The organism is Sphingomonas oligophenolica, assembly GCF_039522915.1.
Classification (GTDB): domain Bacteria; phylum Pseudomonadota; class Alphaproteobacteria; order Sphingomonadales; family Sphingomonadaceae; genus Sphingomonas; species Sphingomonas oligophenolica.
Genome location: NZ_BAAAEH010000010.1, coordinates 127,553 through 145,384, shown reverse-complemented (window position 1 = coordinate 145,384; position 17,832 = coordinate 127,553). Strand labels below are relative to the sequence as shown.

Here is a 17,832-nt window from a genome sequence, read left to right as displayed (position 1 = left end):
CCATGTCCTTCCGCTCGACGATCGTGCCGCTCCTGATGCTGGGCCTGTTGGCGGGCTGCGATAGGCAAGTCTCAACGCAGGAGCAAGCAAACGCCAACAAGCTGCCTGTCGAGGGCACCGGCACCCCTGCCGGCGAAGCGCCGAAGACGGGCGACAAGGTGATCGTCGACGCGATCGGTACCATCGACCGCAGCCACAAGGGCACAGCGGCGCCGGCAATCTCCTTTCAGGATCCGGCGGGCAGGCCGACATCGATCGCCGCATTCAAGGGCAGGCCGGTGCTGCTCAACCTCTGGGCGACCTGGTGCGCGCCGTGCGTTACCGAAATGCCGACTCTCAATGCTGCCGCCAGCAACATGACGGTGGTCACGGTGAGCCAGGACCTGGGCGATGACGCCAGGGCCAAGGTGACGTCCTTCCTGGCCAGGGGCGGCTATACGAAGCTCCAGGCCAATCTCGATCCCAAGGCGGATCTGAGCGTTGCCTATAATGCCAGCCTGCCGACCAGCATCCTCTATGATTCGGCCGGCCGCGAAGTGTGGCGCATGACCGGCGGGATGGACTGGACGACCGGCACGGCCAAGGCGTTGCTCGCCGAGGCGCGCTGAGTCGACTCGCCGTCGCGGCGCGTTGCCGCACATGGGGAGCCGCAACCCGGCGCAGCGATAACCGCCCCTCGAGGGTGCTCCTGCTGCGCGCCGCATCTGCATGCACATCACATCGAATGGGACCGGTGCGGAACCGCTTGACGCGGCCCGGAACCGATCCTAGACCTGCCTCGATTTCCGATCCTATATAATATCAAATCAGATCGGGGATTGAGAGGATAACCAATCTGAAAGGGGGAGCGAGATGCGATTCTCGTCCAAGATCAAACTGAGCGGTTCCGTGATTGCACTGTCGGTTGCGATGGTGCTGCTTCCCGGAACAGCGTTGGCCCAGGCCACGCCAAGCATCACGACAGCGAACGACGCCGCCTTGCCCACGCCGCAGGACGCTCCAGCGGAGACCTTGTCGGACGGTTCCGCGACTGACCCGTCCAAGGACGTCATCGTCACCGGCACCAGCATCAAGGGCGTTGCGCCGATCGGCTCAAACCTGGTTTCGGTCGGCCGGGCAACGATCGAAAAGACGGCCCCGGTCAATGTTTCCGAACTGGTCAATACCGTCCCCGCCATCACCACTTCCGGCTCGGTGGCACAGGGCGAGAACGCCTATTCCTATTATTCGCCGCAGATCCACAGCCTCGCCGGCTCTTCGTCGAACACCACCTTGGTGATCGCCGACGGCCTGCGCCTGCCGGGTGGCGGCACCCAGTTCGCCCAGACCGATCCGAACATCATCCCGGTCAGCGCGATCGAGCGCGTCGAGGTCCTCGCTGACGGCGCTTCGTCGGTCTACGGCTCGGACGCCGTCGCTGGCGTGGTGAACTTCATCACCCGCAAGACCTTTGACGGGCTCGAGGCGAATGCCCGCTACGGCGCCGCCGACCATTACCACAATTACGACATCAACTTCATCTGGGGCAAGAAATGGGATACCGGCGGCGTCTATATCGCCGGCGCCTATAGCCATCAGAGCAGCCTGTTGAATCGCGACCGCGACTTTTCGAGCATGGGCGACTATCGGTCGGTCGGCGGCAGCAATACCAACAGCTATTCCTGCAATCCCGCGACCCTCGCGGTGACTCACCTGTCCGGCGGCGGCGCCACGCCGTCCGGGGTGTTCCTCTCGCCGTCGGCGACCAGCCCGGTTGCGAACACCGCGGCAAATGCCCCTTGCAACAACTCGATCTATGCAACGCTGCTGCCGAGCCAATACCGCGCCAATGTGCTCTTCAAGGTGACGAATCGATTCTCGGATCGCTTCCAGGTCACCGCGATGATCAACTACAACAACCAGAAGACCAAGGCGCTCAACGCGCCGGGCACAATCAGCGCCGCCACCGCCTTTGGTCCGGGCCGCGGCTTCGTTGCTGGCCAGGTGAATCCGTTCTTCGTTGCCCCCGCCGGAGCCATGACTGCTGACCAGGAAAATGTCAGCTATCGCTTCGACCGTGCGGACGGTGCCTATGGGAAGACCGAATCGGAAGAGGATTCGATCTACGCGACGCTGGTTGGGGAATATGAGATCACCAACAGCTGGTCGGTGAAGCTGAGCGACGCGTTCGGCAAGAACCGCTCTGCGCTCAACACGATCGACGGGTTCTGCGCCCCTTGCGCGCTGCTCGCGCTCAACGGGACCGCGCAGCTCAGCGGCGATCCGACAAAGACCGATATCGCCGGCCAGAACGTGATCGCGCTCAACCTGCCGTTGAATGCGTCCAACGCGCTCGATGTGTGGAATACCGGATCGGCCAACCGGACCTCAGCCGCCGTGCTGCGGTCGCTCTACGGCGCCGACTCACAGAACACGAACTACAACATCTTCAACCAGGCCAAGCTGGATTTCCAGGGCGGACTGTTCAACCTCCCCGCTGGCCAGGTGAAGCTGGCATTTGGCGGCGAATATTATTGGGCCGAGGAGACCCAGAAGATCAACGGCCTGAGCAATACCGGCCCGTCCGTCACCGGCTCGACCTTCCGGCAATATGATTACCACCGCACGGTCAAATCGGCCTATGCCGAAATCGTCGTACCGCTCGTCTCCCCGGAGATGGACATCCCGCTGATTCACCGGCTCGATGTGGATATTTCGGGCCGCTACGACAGCTATTCCGACGTCGGCGACACGACCAATCCGAAGTTCGCGGCCAATTGGGAGCCGGTGGAAGGCGTCAAGTTCCGCGCCAACTATGCCACCGCCTTCGTGGCGCCGCCGCTCGCGGTGATCGGCGATCCGAGCCAGGGCTATCTCTATGCTTCGGGCAGCGTCGGGCCGCAAAACGGTACCTTGTTCGTACCGATCGCGAATTATCCGGACGTGGTGTCGATCCCCGGCGCGTCCTGCACAGCGACCACCTGCACGATCGGCCTCACCTCCAATCCGGGCCTTCGGCGTCAGCTCGGCGGCGGCTTCACCCACGAGGTGCCGCAGACCGGCCAGAGCTATTCCTTCGGTGTCGACCTGTCGCCGCGCTTCCTGCCTGGCTTTGTTGCGGCGGTGACCTTCTTCCACAACAAGTTCGTCGGCGGCGTCAGCTCACCCAGCCCGTCGGCAATCGTCAACTCGGCGGGCCTGCGCAACCTGCTGACGCTCTGCCCGACCGGCTGCACCCAGTCGCAGATCGACACCTTCGCCAATATCGCCAACGGCGCGACTATCTCCGGCGCAGTGCCGGCGACGGTTTACTTCCTGCTCGATCAAAGCACGCGCAACGCTCTCAACCTGACGGTCGAGGGCATCGACGCCCAGTTCACCTATCGCCGGCCGATCGGCGACCTGGGCACCTTCACGATCGGAACTGCGCTCACCTACTTCACCAAATTCACGCAGAATTTCGGCGGAGGTACCGACTTCAACATCCTGAACACATCGGGGTACAACACCACCTTCCCGTCGGTGCAGTTCAAGAATCGTGCGCAGTTCGGGTGGGAAATGGGCGGCTTCTCGGCCGACCTGTTCTGGAACCATACCGGCGGCTATCGCAACTGGATCAGCAGCTCGGTGGCGCCGATCACGGTTAATTCCATAGGCAACCCGACCGGCGGCGGCGACCATGTCAAGGCCGACAACACCTTCGACCTCCATGTCCAATATACCATGAAGGGCGAGGGCATGTTCAACGGCTGGCAGGCCTATGTCGACGTGAAGAACCTCTTCGACAGCGATCCGCCCTTCTACAATGGCAACACCGCCGGCATTCTCGGCGGCGCGTGGGGCTATAACGGCTTCGTCTCCAACCCGATCGGACGCATCATTTCGGTCGGCCTTCGCACTAAATTCTGATCCCTCCCCTGTCCGCCCGCTCCCTTGCGGGGGCGGGCGGATCTTTTTGCCAGACGGAACATGACGACCATGGCGATCAGTATGCGTCCCCTGACGTACCGGACCAAACAACGGCCTCGACAACGCGCCACGATGATAGCGATAACAACATCGGAAAATGGGCGATCAATGCCCTTGGCAATGGAGTGGATCTGATGGCGATTGTCAGGAAACTGGCGCTGGGCGCGCTGCTCGCGAGCGGCGCGATGCTGGCAATGCCGGCGAGCGCGAAGACTGTGGTGCTCTCGCATTTCACCCTGATCGACGGCACCGGCCGGGCGCCGGTACGCGATGCAGCATTGATCATCGAGAACAAGCGGATCACCTGGGTCGGGCCGGCGGTGCGGCTGAAGGCGCCCAAGGGCGCGAAAATTCGCAACCTGGCAGGCAAGTTCGTCATGCCAGGCCTTATCGACAGCCATGTCCATCTCGGCCTGGTCGACGGGATCACCCAGGACCTCAAATATTATACCCGCGAGAATGTCGAGCGGCAGCTCCGTCTCTATGCGGCATATGGCGTAACGAGCGTCCAGGTGCTGGGCACCGACAAGGACGAGATCCACGATATCGTCCGCGACATCCGTGCCGATCCGGCAGGCCGGGCGCGGGTGTGGACCGCCGGGCGCGGCGTTGTGTTCAAGGGTAGCTATGGCGGGGTGCCCGGGCTCGACGCCCAGGTCGCGACCCCGGCCGAAGCAAAGGCGATGGTCGACCGCGAGGCGGCCAAAGGCGCCGACTTCATCAAATTATGGGTCGATGACGAGTTTGGCAGCCTGCCCGACCGGATGCCGCCGGCGATCAGCACCGCAGTGATCGACGAGGCGCACAAGCTGAGCAAGAAAGCGATCGCGCATGTCTTCTATCTCGACAATGCCCGCGAACTGACCCGCGAGGGCATCGACGGCTTCGCCCACGAAGTCCGCGATGCGCCGATGGACACGCAGCTGCTCTCCGACATGAAGGCGAAGGGCGTGTGGCAGATCGCCGCCACGCTCAGCCGCGAAGCATCGTTCACTTACGACCTGCTGCCCTTTGTCGACGATCCCTTCTTCTCGCGCGGCGTGACGCCGGCGGTGATCGACCAGCTCAAGGATCCGACACGGCGCAAGCGGCTCGCCTCGGGGCCGAACTTCCCGAAATATCCCGGCGTCCTCAACCTCGCGATGGCGAACTTCGCGCGCGAAGCGAAGGCAGGCATCCCATACGGCATGGGCACCGACAGCGGGCCGACCGCGCGCTTCCCCGGCTATTTCGCGCACTGGGAACTCGAGCTGATGGTCAAGGCTGGCGTCACCCCGCTCCAGGCGCTGACCGCGGCCACGGGGCGCAACGCCCAGCTCATGCATGCGACCAATGTCGGCACGCTCCAGGCCGGCAAGGCAGCCGATCTGCTGGTGCTCGACAAGGACCCGACCCGGGACATCCGCAATACCCGGACGATCGACATGGTGTTCGTGGCCGGCGAGCGCGTGCCGACGATCTGGCAGACCTGCACCGGCCGTCCTGCTGACGCCTGCGGAGCCGCCGGCCGGTGAGCCTGTCCCCGATCCCCCTTTCGGCGATCGTCTCGGGCGGCGGGCCGCGTCCGTCGCGGGTTCGGTACATGGTGCTGGGCTTCGTTATCGCCGCCTATTTCATCACGTATATGGATCGCGTCCTGCTGTCCGCGTCGGTGCCGTCGATCGAGAAGGAGTTCGGCTTCACCACCATCACCATGGGCTGGGTGCTGTTCTGCTATCAGATCGCCTATGCGCTGTTCCAGATTCCGGGCGGCTGGCTCGGCGACCGGATCGGGCCGCGGCTCGCAATGGCCGGGGTCGTGGTGTGGTGGTCGACCTTCACCGCGCTGACCTCGTTCAGCTGGGGCGCGACCTCGATGGCGATCTGCCTGTTCCTGGTCGGCATGGGCGAGGCGGGCGCGTTCCCGATCGCCAATCGCGCGCTGTCGCGCTGGATGCTGCCCTCGGAGCGCGGCCTGGCCCAGGGCGCGACTCATGCCGGATCGCGCTTCGGCGGCGCCGTGACGCCGGTGATGGTGGTGGCGCTGATCTCTGCCTATAGCTGGCGCGCGCCGTTCCTGATCTTCGCCGTGGTGGGCATGGTCTGGGCGGTGTTCTGGTATCGCTTCTATCGCAACACGCCGGCCGAACATGCGCTGGTCAACGACGGCGAGCGCGACACCATCACCGCGGCCCTTGGGCATTTCGCCAAGGGCAGGCGCATAGTGCCCTGGGGCCAGATCCTGTCCAACCCGCAGACCTGGCTACTGTCGGCGATGTATTTCTGCTATGGCTATGACATCGGCGTGTTCCTCAGCTGGTTTCCCAAATATCTGAGCGCGGCGCGTGGCTTCGATCTGGCGCAGATGGGTTTCTATGCCAGCCTGCCGCTGATCGCCGGGCTGATCGGTGACATTTCGGGCGGACTCACCTCGGATCTCATCCTGAAGCGCACCGGCAATGTGAAATTCGCGCGGCGAATCGTGTCGGTGGTCGGATTCGGGCTGTCGAGCGTCGCCGTGACGCTGGCCGCGCTCGCCGCCGATCCGATGATCAGCATTGCGTGGTTCTGCCTCGGTGTGTTCGCGCTCGAGCTGACGGTCGGCGTATCCTGGGCAGTGACACTCGATGTCGGCGGCGAGTTCGCCGGCTCGGCATCGGCCGTGATGAACACGCTGGGCAATATCGGCGCGTCGCTGGCGGTGGTCGCGACCCCCTATGTCGCCAAGGCCTATGGCTGGGGTGCGGCGTTCGGCATCATCGCCGGCCTCGCGCTTCTCGCCGCCCTGCTGTGCCTGACCGTCGACGCCTCGCGCCGCCTGTACGCCACCGAGCCAATAGTCGCGTGAAACGGAGTAAAATGATGAAACTTGCTTTGCTGACAACGTTGGGCCTGCTGGCCGGATCGAGCGCGCTTGCAGCGCCGCATGCCGATCCGGTGGCGGGCGCGACGGTGTTCAAGAAATGCGCCGCCTGCCACAGCGTCGACCCGTCGGGCCGCAACGGGCTTGGCCCCAATCTGCGCGGCGTGGTCGGCCGACGCGCTGCCAGGGCGCCCGGCTTCTCCTACTCGCCGGCGATGGCCGTCTCGAAGCTCGTCTGGAACGAGAAGACGCTCGCCCGCTTCCTCGCCGCCCCGAGACAGGTCGTTCCGGGCACGAGGATGACCTTTCCAGGCCTGCCCGGCGCGCAGGATCGAGCCAATGTCATCGCCTATCTCAAGCACGGCGACGCGAGAAAATGATCGCGATTTCCCTTTCACTTCCTCTTTCGGCAGAGATTCAATGACGATTTTCGGCGCCATGCGCCTTCCCCGCTCAGTTCTGTTCGGCGCCGGCCAGCGCCGCGCCATCGGCTCGGTGACTGCCTCGCTCGGCAGGCGCGCGCTGATCTGCACCGATGCCCGGCTGAGCGCAGACCCCGCTTTCCGGACGATGCTCGCCGATCTCGCGGCCGCGGGCGTCGAGACTCATGTCTATGACCAGACCCAGCCCGATCTGCCGATCGAATCGATCCTCGAATGCGTCGCGCGGGTGAGCGACTTCGCGCCCGATGTCGTGCTCGGGATCGGCGGGGGCAGCTGCATGGACCTGTCCAAGGTAGTTGCGGTGCTGCTCGCGCATGGCGGCCAGATCAGCGACTATTATGGCGAGTTCAAGGTGCCCGGCCCGGTCCTGCCCTTGGTCGCCGTACCGACCACGGCCGGCACCGGCTCCGAAGTGACGCCGGTCGCGGTCGTCGCCGACAAGGAGCGTGGCATCAAGATCGGCATCGCCAGCCCCCATCTGATTCCGGTCGCTGCGATCTGCGACCCCGAGCTGACGACCACCTGCCCGCCCGCGCTCACCGCCTGTTCGGGAGCGGATGCGATGACTCATGCAGTCGAGGCCTTCACCACGCTGGCGCGGCCGATCGACGCAATGCTGACTCAGGAGCATGTCTTTGTCGGCAAGAATGCGCTGTCGGATCATTTCGCCCGGCTCGCGGTCAAGAGCATCTGGGACAGCCTGAAGCCAGCCTATGACGATGGCAGCAACGCGGCCGCGCGCGAGGAGCTGATGCTCGGCGCGCTGGCGGCGGGCTGCGCGTTCGGCACCGCCGGCACGGCAGCGGCGCATGCGCTGCAATATCCGGTCGGTAATCTGACTCATACAGCGCATGGTGACGGCGTCGCGACGCTGCTCCCCTTCGTCATGCAGTTCAATCGTCCGGCCTGCACCCCGGCCTTTGCCGAGCTCGCCCGGATCGTCGGCCTGGGTACGCCGGAGAGCAGCGAGGAAATATTGTCGCAGCTCTTCATCGACGGCATTGCAGCGCTGTTCGCCTCGGTCGGCATTCCGAAATCGCTCGAGCAGCTTGGCCTGGCCGAGGACCAGCAGGAATTCGTCGCCGAGAATTCGCTGCTCGCCGGCCGCCTGATCAAGAACAACCCCCGCCCGCTCGATCTCGACGCGATGCGCCGCATCACCCGGGCAGCCTTTGCCGGCGACCGCGAGCGGCTGCTCGACGGCGTCAATTTGAACCTCCAGAAGGCAGACTGATGAAATCCCTGAATCACTACGACGCGCCCGCAGCCGGAGAGCACAAGGCGCCATTCGCGATCCCGACTGACCTGCTGATCGGCGATGCCTGGGTGGAGGGCAGCGCCCGCGGCAGAATTCCGGTGAGCAATCCGTCGACCGGCAAGGTGCTGACCATGATCGCCGACGGCAGCGTCGAGGACGGGCTCGCCTGCGTGTCGGCTGCCTATGACGCCGGCCCGGCCTGGGCGGCGACCGCGCCGCGCAAGCGCGCCGAGATCCTGGTGAAATGCTGGGAGATGATGATGGCCAACGCCGAATGGCTTGCCCAATTGATCAGCCTCGAGAACGGCAAGTCGCTGGCTGATGCGCGCGGCGAGGTCGGCTATGCTGCGGAATTCTTCCGCTGGTATGCCGAGGAGGCGGTGCGGATCAACGGCGAGCTGGCGATCTCGCCGGCAGGCAACAACCGGATCCTGGTCCAATATCAGCCCATCGGCGTGTCGCTGCTGATCACGCCGTGGAATTTCCCCGCGGCGATGGCCACGCGCAAGATCGCGCCGGCGCTGGCGGCGGGCTGCACCGTGATCCTCAAGGCGGCGGCCGAGACGCCGCTGACCGCGCTCGCCGTCGCCCAGATCATGCTCGACGCGGGAGTGCCCCCGGGCGTGGTCAACGTGATCAACACCAGCAATGCGCCCGGCGTATGCCGCGCGATGCTGCACGATCCGCGGGTGCGCAAGCTCAGCTTCACGGGCTCGACCGAGGTCGGCCGGATTCTGCTCCACGAATGCGCCGACCAGGTGCTGAGCGCCTCGATGGAGCTGGGGGGAAATGCGCCGTTCCTGGTGCTCGACGATGCCGATCTCGACGCGGCGATCGACGGCGCGATGATCGCCAAGATGCGCAACGCCGGCGAGGCCTGCACCGCGGCCAACCGATTCTATGTCCAGCGCGGTGTCTACGAAGCGTTCACCGCGAGACTGGTCGAGAAGATGGGCGCGCTGAAGGTCGGGCCGGGCTATGACCCGGCGACCGAGTGCGGCGCAATGATCAACCAGGAAGCGATCGACAAGATCGAGATGCTGGTCGCGGATGCCCAGGCCAAGGGCGCTCGCATATTGCTCGGCGGCAAGACGCCCCAGGGCGACGGCTATTTCTACCCGCCGACGGTGATCGCCGACATCCATCCCGAGTCGCTGATCCTGACGACCGAGGTGTTCGGGCCCGTCGCGCCGATCACCCCGTTCGACGATGTCGACGAGGCGATCCGGCTCGCCAACGCGACCGAGTTCGGCCTTGCCGCTTATGTCTATACCAGCGATTTGAAAAAGGGACTGGCGATCTCCGAGCGGATCGAGGCCGGCATGGTCGCGCTCAACCGTGGGCTTGTGTCGGATGCGGCAGCGCCGTTCGGCGGCGTCAAGCAGAGCGGGCTCGGGCGCGAGGGCTCGCATCATGGGCTGCATGAATATACCGAGGCCAAATATATCGCCGTGAGCTGGTAAGGCTCTTCGGGTCGCGAGGCGGCCGCTCCCGCATGGGGGCGGCCGTTTTGGCCTATTCGCGACCGCCCAAAACCGTCATGCCGGACGTGTTCCGGCATCCACTGCCCTGCACCCTCAACTCTCGGATTCGCGGCGCCGTGGACCCCGGAGCAGGTCCGGGGTGACGAAGTGTTTTTGGGATCGGACTCGATCCCAGTCGATCAATCCCCTGACCAGATCGGCGTCTTTTTCGTCTTCGCCAGGAACTCCTGCACGCCGCGGCGGAAGTCGTTGCTGCCATAGACGGTTGCGATCAGGTCCTGGATGTCGGGCAGATTGTCGAAGGTCATGCGGCGGATCGCCTCCTTGGTCGTCCGCGTGGTGAGCGGCGCGTTCTCCGCGGCGCGGTGGACCACGGCCTCGACCACGGCATCGAGCTCCTCGGGTTCGGCGATCCGATAGAGGAACCCGCTGTCGAGCAACTCTTGCGCGGTGATCATCTCGCCCAACAGCACCATGCGCTTGGCAATCTGCACCCCGATGGCGCCCCCGATCCGCGCATAGCTGCTGCTCGACAGGCAATTGCCGATGGTGCGGCCGATCGGCGAGCCGAACTTCGCGCTCGGCGTCGCAATGCGGAAGTCGCAGGCGCTGGAAATGTTGAGGCCGCCGCCGACTGCCCACCCCTCGACGATCGCTATCGTCGTCGCCGGGATCTTGTCGATCGAACGCATGAAGATGTCGATCTCGTTCTCATAAGCGACACCATCCGCGCCGCTCGCGAAATCGGCGAAGCCGCTGATGTCAGTGCCCGAGATGAACGCCTTGCCGCCGGTGCCGCGGAACGTGACGACGCGGACGCTCGGATCAGAGGCTAGTTCAACGCAGATGTCGTGAAGATCGACCCACATCTGGTGAGTCAGCGCATTATGCGCGGCGGGATTGTCGAACCGCACCCGGGCAATCGCGCCGTCGCGGTCGAGATGGGTCTGGCCGCTCATTCCGCAGCCGCCCGCATCGCCGGGAGCAGGCCTTTTTCCCGGAGCTCGCGGATGATCTCGTCCGAATGTTCGTTGATCAGGGGCGGCGGGAAGCGGACCTGTTGCGGGGTGCCGCCCATCTTCACCGGGAAGCCGAGCGCCTTGAAGCTGCCCTCGACGGGATGCGCGATCTCCTGCACCATGTTGCGCGCAACCGCCTGCTCGCTGACGACGGCCTCGCCATAATCGAGGATCGGTGCGGCGGGGACGCCGGCGGCGAGCAGGGCCTCGATCCATTCCTCCTTGGTGCGGTTGAGGAAGGTCGGGGCGAGATCGGCGATCAGCGCCAGGCGATTGGCGACCCGGGCGGCGTTGGTGGAATAGAGCGGATCCTCCTGCAATTCCTCGCGGCCGAGCACCTTGAGGAAGGTCAGCCACAGGCCCTGATTGGCGGCACCGATGACGAACCAGCCGTCCGACGCCTGCACTGCCTGATAGGGCGCCGACATGCGGTTGGCCGAGCCGATCGGGGTGGGCGACTTGCCCGTGCCCCAGAGCTCGGTCGTCTCCCAGATCGACAGGCCGAGCGCCGCCTCGAGCAGCGAGGCGTCGACATACTGGCCGACACCGGTCTTTTCGCGGCCGATGATCGCGCTGAGGATGCCGTACACCGAGAACAGCCCGGCGCCGAGATCGGCGACCGCGATCGAGTTCTTCGCCGGCTCCATGCCGGGAAAGCCGTTCGAGCTCAGCACGCCCGACATGGCCTGGGCGATCAGGTCGAAGCCCGGGCGCTGCGACCAGGGGCCGGTCTGGCCGAAGCCAGAGATGCTGGCATAGACAAGCCGAGGATTGATCGCGCTGAGCGTCTCATACCCCATGCCGAGTCGCGCCGCGACGCCGGGCCGGGCATTCTCGACCAGCACGTCCGCCGTCTTGACCAGCGCGTACAGCACCTCGCGGTCAGCCTCGTCCTTGAGATCCAGCGTGATGCTGCGCTTGTTGCGGTTGAGCGCGAGGAAGCCCGGGCTGTCCTCCCCTTTCAGGCGGAAGCCCATCGAATGACGCGTCGAATCGCCGACGCGCGGCGGCTCGATCTTGATCACATCGGCGCCCATGTCGCCGAGCAGCATGCACGCGAACGGGCCCGCCATGACCTGGGAGATATCGAGCACCCGGATCCCCGAGAGCGGCAGCGTCGTCATTGTCGGTTCCTCATTCTTCGTCATCAGGCGATAGCCTCGATCGAGCCGATACGCTGCTCCATTCCGGGCACGAGCGGTTTGTTCGGGTTGACCAGCGCCCAGATCACGCAGCCGGCGATGGCGAGCGCACCGGCGACGCCGAACGCAGCCGTCCAGCCATATTCAGCGGCGATCCAGGGGGTGAGCGACGAGGTCAGCGCGCCGCCGATCTGGCAGCCCATGTTCATGAATCCGGCGACCACGCCGGTATGCGGCCCGGCGATATCGGCGCTGACCGACCAGAACGAGCTTTGCGAGAGGTAGAGCGCGCCCGCCCCACCGGCCAGCACGACGACCGCGAGGCCGGTGCTCTGCGCCATCGAGCCAAGCACCACGAAGAGCGCGGTGAGGGCGAACGACACCATCGCGAGCCCGGACCGGCCGGGATAAAGGCCCCGCGCGGCGGTGACCCGATCGCTGATCCAGCCGCCCGACAGGCAGCCGAGCATCATCATCAGCGGCGGCAGCATCGAATAAAAGGCACTCGCCTTCAGGTCGACGTGCCGCGCCTCGGCGAGATAGATGAAGAACCAGCTGAAGAAGATCCAGGCGACATAGCCGAACGCGAAATAGCTGAAGAACAGGGCCCAGACATTGCCGCTCGAGAGGATCGCCCCCCAGGGCAAGGCAGCGCGCGGGGCGCCCGGCGCGACCAGCCCGGCATGGATATGCGCGAGCTCGGCGGGCGATACGCCTTCATGTTCCTCGGGCGTGTCGCGGGCGAGCCAGAACCAGGCGAGGCCGGCGATCAGGCCGATCCCGGCACAGGCATAGAAGGCGGCGCGCCAGCCATCGGCGATGATGATCGCGGTGATCAGCGGCGGGCTGAGCGTCGAGCCGGCGCCGACTCCGGCAAAAATCCAGCCATTGGCCTTGCCGCGTTCCTGTACCGGAATCCAGCGCGAGATGAACTGGTTGCCGGCCGGGTACATGACCGATTCGCCGGCACCCAGCGCGAAGCGAACGAGGATCAGCAGGATCAACGCGTGCGCGCCCTGCGGCGAGACAAGGGCAGTGAGGACGCAGAGCACGCCCCACCAGACCAGTGCGACCGCTAGCACGCGGCGCGGCCCGAAGCGCCAGGCGAGCCAGCCGGCCGGCACCTGGAAAACGGCATAGCCGATCAGGAAAGCGCTGAAGACCCAGCCGAGATGAATCTGATCGATTCCATATTCCTGGCGCATCTGGACGCCGGCGACCGAAATGTTGGTGCGATCGAGAAAGGCGACAGCGCTCAGCAGGAAAAGCATGAAAATCAACAGGATTCGTACCCGCGAGCGTCTTGCTGTCGCCATCATGTCCGGTCCCCTCACGCTGTTTTCGCCCGGCGCCGACCGCCGCAGGATCATATTGTATATGATATTGCACCCTGCTAGCATCGCTCGAAACAAAGAACAACGGCAGTCCCGGATGCCACGCAAGCGGGCAGTTGAAATCTTAGGGGAGATGGTTTGAAAAAGCACCGACTCGCGTGCGCGTTGATCGCGCCGATGCTGTTTGTCTCAGCCGCCGTCGCGCAATCAGCGCCGCCGACCAGGCCGCTGGCGCAGCGGATCGGACATACCAATCCCAGCAAGTACCGCCACAGCGAGGCGGTCCATAACGGCGCCGGATCAATGGAGTTCGCCCCGATCTTCGGCACCGATGCCCTCAGCACCAACCTGATCTTTGTCCATCGCGGGGTGATCGCGCCGCACAGCGGGATCGGCGAGCATTTCCACAACAATTGCGAGGAGATGTTCGTCATTCTCGACGGCGAGGCGCAATTCACCATCGACGGCCGCACGTCGCTGTTGAAGGGGCCCGCCGCGGTGCCGGACCGGATGGGGCATGCGCACGGCATCTACAATGCGACCGACAAGCCGCTGCAATGGGTCAATATCAATGTCGGCCTGACCAAGCTCTATGACGCGTTCAATCTCGACGATCCGCGCGTCGGCGTGCCGCTCGATCCGATTCCGCAATTCATCTCCGCGCGTTTCGACCCCGCGCTGCTGCGGCCGGTCGCCGGCATGGACGGCGGCACCGGCACGGTGATGTTCCGCCGCACGCTCGAGCCGAGCGTGTTCGCTACCCCCTGGTCCTATGTCGATCATCTCCGCATCCCGGCCGGCGCCTCGATCGGTGCGCGGACGATGCCTGACATGAGCGAGGTCTATCTGGTGCTGTCGGGCGACGGCGACGTGACGGTCGGATCGGAGACAGCGACCGTTCATACCGGTGATGTCATCCCCGTCGATCTCGGCCAATCCCGGTCGATCCGCTCCACGGGATCAGCACCGCTCGACGTGATGATCATCGGCGTCGCCCGCGACCTCGCCTCCAAGGCAGCCTTTGTCGCCGCCAATGCCCCCCGCCCGAGGATCGCCCGTTGAAGCACGCCTTGTTTCTCGCCACCGCCTTCATCGCCGTTTCAGCCCAGGCCGCGGGGCCATCGGGAAGCGACTGGCCGAGCTATGGCAATGACCAGGGCGCGACACGCTATTCGACGCTCAAACAGATCACGCCGGACAATGTCAGCAAGCTCCAGGTCGCCTGGACCTATCATATGCGCCCCGCCGGCTATGTGCCGCCGCCCTTGCCGCCAAACTTCCCGGCGGGCTTCCACCTGACCGGCTTCTCCTCGTCGCAGGCGACGCCGATCGTCATCAAGGGCGTGATGTATTTCCCCTCGCCGTACGGCAAGGTCGTCGCGCTCGATGCCGATACGGGCAGGGAGATCTGGACCTATCAGCTGCCCCAGCGCGACCAGGCTTCGACCCGCGGCGTGCAATATTGGCCCGGGACGAAAGGCGCCAGGCCCGAGATCGTGTTCGGCACCCGCAGCGGCCGGTTGATCGCGCTCGACGCGGCGACCGGCGTGCCCGTCCCGACCTTCGGCGACGCCGGGATCGTCGACATGAAGACGCCCGACGTGATGAACGGCAATCCCCGCTCGCAATACGGCATGTCGGGCCCGCCCGCCATTTACGGCGACCTGATCCTGACCGGCTCGCGCGTGCAGGAATCGCCGTCGCTTGGCGCGAAGGGCGATGTCCGCGCCTGGGATGCGCGCACCGGTAAGCTCGCCTGGACCTTCCACACCGTGCCGCAGCCCGGTGAGCCCGGCCACGAGACCTGGGAAGGCGACAGCTGGAAGAATCGCTCCGGCGTGAATGTCTGGACTCAGATCGTCGTCGACGAAAAGCGCGGCATTGCTTATCTGCCGGTCGCGGCGCCCGCTTTCGATCGCTGGGGCGGGGACCGCAAGGGCGACAATCTGTTCGGCAATTCGCTGGTCGCGGTCGATGCGCGGACCGGCAAATATCTCTGGCATTTCCAGGTGGTCCATCACGACATCTGGGACGTCGACCTGCCCGCCGCGACCCTGCTCGACGTAAAGAAGAACGGCCGGACAATCCCCGCCATCGCGGTCATGAGCAAGATGGCGATCCTGTTCCTGCTCGATCGGGTGACGGGCAAGCCGATCTATGACGTGAAGGAAGTCCCGGTGCCGACCGACACCGACATTCCGGGCGAACAGCCGTCGCCGACCCAGCCGATGCCGGCAGCGCCGCCGCCGCTCACCCGGCTGTCGTTCGACATGTCGGAGATCGCCGCGCTCACGCCGGAGATCAAGGAGCGGTGCCAGAAGCTGGTCGACCAGTATCACATCGTCTCGAGCAAGATGTTCCAGCCGCTCCGCGCCGATTCAGCGGTCGCCTTCTTTCCCGGCAGTCTCGGCGGGATCGATTATGGCGGCGGCGCTTTCGATCCGCAGCGCGGGCTCTACATCGTCAACGTCAATTCGCTCGCGAGCCCGCAACAGCTCGCCAAACAGGCCAATGGCTCCTGGGATCTGGCCGGCGGCTATGTCTATTTCATGGATCGCGAAACGCGTAACCCGTGCGGGCCGCCGCCCTGGGGCGAGCTGGTCGCCGTCAACGTCAATGACGGCACGATCGCGTGGCGCCGGCCGCTCGGCACCACCGACAGCCTGCCCGAGGGCAAGCGCGATACCGGCCGGCTGAGCTCGGGCGCACCGGTCGCGACTGCGACCGGACTCGCCTTTTTCGGCAGCACTGACGAAAACAAGATGCGCGCCTTCGATACGCGGACGGGCGAGGTGATGTGGACGGCGCCCTTGCCGGCCGCGATTTACGGCGCGACCATGACCTATCAAGGCAAGAGCGGCCGACAGTTCGTCGCCGCAGTGGATACCGGCGGATTCAACGGCGCGCCGGTATCGAGCGACGAAGTGATCGCCTTTGCGCTGCCGAAATAACCTTTGGAGTGATGGTCGAGATGCTGACGATACGCAGGACGGCGACGATGGTGACGGGGCTTGCTTTCGCCCTGGTGGCAACGCGGGCGCTCGAGGCTCAGACGGCGCCGACAACGCCGGCCGCGCCGACAGCAGCCACGCAACCGGCGCCTCCGCCGGGGCCTGGCCTCACGATCATCAACGAGAAGTGCAGCGGCTGTCACACCACAGCGAGCGTGTTCAGCCAGCGCCGCAGCCCGGACGACTGGGCAGCGACCGTTCAGCTGATGGTAGACCGCGGCGCTGATCTGTCGCCCGATGATGAAAATGTCGTGATCGGCTATCTCGCCGAGAATTTCACGGCACCGGCCAAGCCGGCGGCGAAATGAGGACGATAGGAACAAGGGGGATGACGATGAGGATCAGGCTGACATTCGCGCTCGCGCTGGGAAGCACGCTGGGATTGGCCGGCACCGCACCCGCCCAGGAGGTGCCGGCGCAGGCAACGCCCGAGATCGTGCGCCTCGACCCCGCCCTTGACGCGCTGATCGCGCCCGGCACGCAGATCGAACGGGTGGCGACCGGCTTCAAGTTCATCGAGGGACCGATGTGGCGCCAGGGCCGGCTTTGGTTCTCGGACGTCGGTGGCGAGGAGATCCGCGCCGTCACGCCGGAGGGCAAGGTCGAGCTCCTGGTCGCCCATGCCGGCGGCTATCCCAACCCCAAGCCCGGCAAGACGCTGGGACCGAACGCAATGGTCACCGACAAGGACGGCACGATCCTCTACGCCCAGCAGGGCGGCCGCAACCTCTCGCGACTCGATGCCAATCTCAAGATCACGCCCTTCCTGAGCACCTATCAGGGCAAGAAGATCAACAGCCCCAACGACCTGGTCTTCGCGAAGGACGGCGCGCTGTGGTTCACTGACCCGCCCTTCGGCCCGATGAACATGGAGCCCTCGCCCCCGCTCGAACAGCCATTTGCCGCTGTCTATCGCTACGCGAACGGCAAGCTCATGCCGATGGTCACTGACCTGAAGCTTCCCAACGGGCTCGGCTTTTCGCCGGACGGCAAGACCTTCTACGTCAACAGCTATGGGCCGGAGATGTTCACCCGCGCCTATGATGTCGGCCCGGGCGGTACGCTCTCCAATCCGCGGGTGCTGATCGCCTATGATCGCAGCATGGGCCGCGGCGGGCCCGACGGGCTGAAGGTCGACATGAACGGCAATGTCTGGAGCACCGGCCCGGGCGGCATTCGAATCATCACGCCGCAGGGCAAGGTGCTTGGCCTGATCAAGCTGCCCGAGGTAGCGGCCAATCTGGGCTTTGGCGGCCCCGGCTATCGCGACCTCTACATCACTGCGTCGACCAGCGTGTATCGCATCCATCTCAAGGTGATGGGAGAGATGCCACTCTATCGCCGCTGACGC

14 protein-coding genes are annotated in these 17,832 nt (G+C 65.1%); 11 read left to right on the top strand and 3 right to left on the bottom strand.

The genetic code is table 11. The annotated features are described in order from the left end of the window. Positions 1 to 2 precede the first annotated feature (2 nt). The 7 genes from ABD050_RS07500 (at position 3) to ABD050_RS07470 (ending at position 9,954) form a co-directional block, all read left to right on the top strand. A complete protein-coding gene (locus ABD050_RS07500; RefSeq protein ID WP_343888632.1) occupies positions 3 to 608 on the top strand; it encodes a TlpA family protein disulfide reductase in 606 nt (201 codons plus the stop codon). A 244-nt stretch (positions 609 to 852) separates the two neighbouring features. Next, a complete protein-coding gene (locus ABD050_RS07495; protein ID WP_343888631.1) occupies positions 853 to 3,888 on the top strand; it encodes a TonB-dependent receptor domain-containing protein in 3,036 nt (1,011 codons plus the stop codon). Between the two features lie 194 nt (positions 3,889 to 4,082). Further along, positions 4,083 to 5,462 carry an amidohydrolase family protein gene (locus ABD050_RS07490; protein ID WP_343888630.1) on the top strand — a complete coding sequence of 460 codons (1,380 nt, stop codon included), beginning with the start codon at positions 4,083 to 4,085 and terminating at the stop codon, positions 5,460 to 5,462. Further along, positions 5,459 to 6,775, top strand: coding sequence for an MFS transporter (locus ABD050_RS07485; RefSeq protein WP_343888629.1), 1,317 nt, complete (start codon positions 5,459 to 5,461; stop codon positions 6,773 to 6,775). Before ABD050_RS07490 ends, ABD050_RS07485 begins: the two co-directional genes overlap by 4 nt. 14 nt (positions 6,776 to 6,789) lie before the next feature. Beyond that, on the top strand, positions 6,790 to 7,170 hold the full coding sequence (locus tag ABD050_RS07480; protein ID WP_343888628.1) for a c-type cytochrome: 381 nt from the start codon (positions 6,790 to 6,792) through the stop codon (positions 7,168 to 7,170). A gap of 40 nt (positions 7,171 to 7,210) precedes the next feature. Next, positions 7,211 to 8,467, top strand: a complete 1,257-nt coding sequence (locus ABD050_RS07475; protein WP_343888627.1) for an iron-containing alcohol dehydrogenase — start codon at positions 7,211 to 7,213, stop codon at positions 8,465 to 8,467. Beyond that, entirely contained in the window at positions 8,467 to 9,954 is a 1,488-nt protein-coding gene (locus ABD050_RS07470; protein ID WP_343888626.1) for an NAD-dependent succinate-semialdehyde dehydrogenase, read from the top strand. Before ABD050_RS07475 ends, ABD050_RS07470 begins: the two co-directional genes overlap by 1 nt. Before the next feature lie 200 nt (positions 9,955 to 10,154). On the opposite strand, the gene ABD050_RS07465 is transcribed toward ABD050_RS07470, so the two are convergent. From ABD050_RS07465 to ABD050_RS07455, 3 genes are read right to left on the bottom strand one after another with little or no spacing between them, the layout of a single operon-like run. Continuing rightward, positions 10,155 to 10,934, bottom strand: a complete 780-nt coding sequence (locus ABD050_RS07465; protein WP_343888625.1) for an enoyl-CoA hydratase — start codon at positions 10,932 to 10,934, stop codon at positions 10,155 to 10,157. Beyond that, positions 10,931 to 12,118: a CaiB/BaiF CoA transferase family protein gene (locus ABD050_RS07460; RefSeq protein ID WP_343888624.1), complete on the bottom strand. Its 1,188-nt coding sequence runs from the start codon at positions 12,116 to 12,118 to the stop codon at positions 10,931 to 10,933. The genes ABD050_RS07465 and ABD050_RS07460 overlap by 4 nt, the downstream gene beginning before the upstream one ends. 23 nt (positions 12,119 to 12,141) lie before the next feature. Next, positions 12,142 to 13,407, bottom strand: a complete 1,266-nt coding sequence (locus ABD050_RS07455; protein WP_343888695.1) for an MFS transporter — start codon at positions 13,405 to 13,407, stop codon at positions 12,142 to 12,144. 201 nt (positions 13,408 to 13,608) lie between these two features. Here ABD050_RS07455 and ABD050_RS07450 point away from each other — a divergent pair, with 201 nt between their 5' ends. Genes ABD050_RS07450 through ABD050_RS07435 form a run of 4 tightly spaced genes read left to right on the top strand, consistent with a single transcriptional unit; the run spans position 13,609 to position 17,829 of the window. Beyond that, positions 13,609 to 14,532 (top strand): cupin domain-containing protein, encoded by a 924-nt coding sequence (locus ABD050_RS07450; protein WP_343888623.1) that lies wholly within the window; start codon positions 13,609 to 13,611, stop codon positions 14,530 to 14,532. Beyond that, positions 14,529 to 16,421: a pyrroloquinoline quinone-dependent dehydrogenase gene (locus tag ABD050_RS07445; protein ID WP_343888622.1), complete on the top strand. Its 1,893-nt coding sequence runs from the start codon at positions 14,529 to 14,531 to the stop codon at positions 16,419 to 16,421. The genes ABD050_RS07450 and ABD050_RS07445 overlap by 4 nt, the downstream gene beginning before the upstream one ends. 11 nt (positions 16,422 to 16,432) lie before the next feature. Further along, on the top strand, positions 16,433 to 16,789 hold the full coding sequence (locus ABD050_RS07440; protein ID WP_343888621.1) for a hypothetical protein: 357 nt from the start codon (positions 16,433 to 16,435) through the stop codon (positions 16,787 to 16,789). 20 nt (positions 16,790 to 16,809) lie between these two features. Beyond that, complete coding sequence (locus ABD050_RS07435) at positions 16,810 to 17,829, top strand: SMP-30/gluconolactonase/LRE family protein (RefSeq protein WP_343888620.1); 1,020 nt, start codon at positions 16,810 to 16,812, stop codon at positions 17,827 to 17,829. Positions 17,830 to 17,832: the final 3 nt, after the last annotated feature.

Coding starts and splice junctions, on each gene's coding strand:
- ABD050_RS07500 (WP_343888632.1), top strand. CDS start 3: ATGTCCTTCCGCTCGACGATCGTGCCGCTCCTGATGCTGGGCCTGTTG.
- ABD050_RS07495 (WP_343888631.1), top strand. CDS start 853: ATGCGATTCTCGTCCAAGATCAAACTGAGCGGTTCCGTGATTGCACTG.
- ABD050_RS07490 (WP_343888630.1), top strand. CDS start 4,083: ATGGCGATTGTCAGGAAACTGGCGCTGGGCGCGCTGCTCGCGAGCGGC.
- ABD050_RS07480 (WP_343888628.1), top strand. CDS start 6,790: ATGAAACTTGCTTTGCTGACAACGTTGGGCCTGCTGGCCGGATCGAGC.
- ABD050_RS07475 (WP_343888627.1), top strand. CDS start 7,211: ATGACGATTTTCGGCGCCATGCGCCTTCCCCGCTCAGTTCTGTTCGGC.
- ABD050_RS07470 (WP_343888626.1), top strand. CDS start 8,467: ATGAAATCCCTGAATCACTACGACGCGCCCGCAGCCGGAGAGCACAAG.
- ABD050_RS07465 (WP_343888625.1), bottom strand. CDS start 10,934: ATGAGCGGCCAGACCCATCTCGACCGCGACGGCGCGATTGCCCGGGTG.
- ABD050_RS07460 (WP_343888624.1), bottom strand. CDS start 12,118: ATGACGACGCTGCCGCTCTCGGGGATCCGGGTGCTCGATATCTCCCAG.
- ABD050_RS07455 (WP_343888695.1), bottom strand. CDS start 13,407: ATGCTTTTCCTGCTGAGCGCTGTCGCCTTTCTCGATCGCACCAACATT.
- ABD050_RS07440 (WP_343888621.1), top strand. CDS start 16,433: ATGGTCGAGATGCTGACGATACGCAGGACGGCGACGATGGTGACGGGG.
- ABD050_RS07435 (WP_343888620.1), top strand. CDS start 16,810: ATGACGATGAGGATCAGGCTGACATTCGCGCTCGCGCTGGGAAGCACG.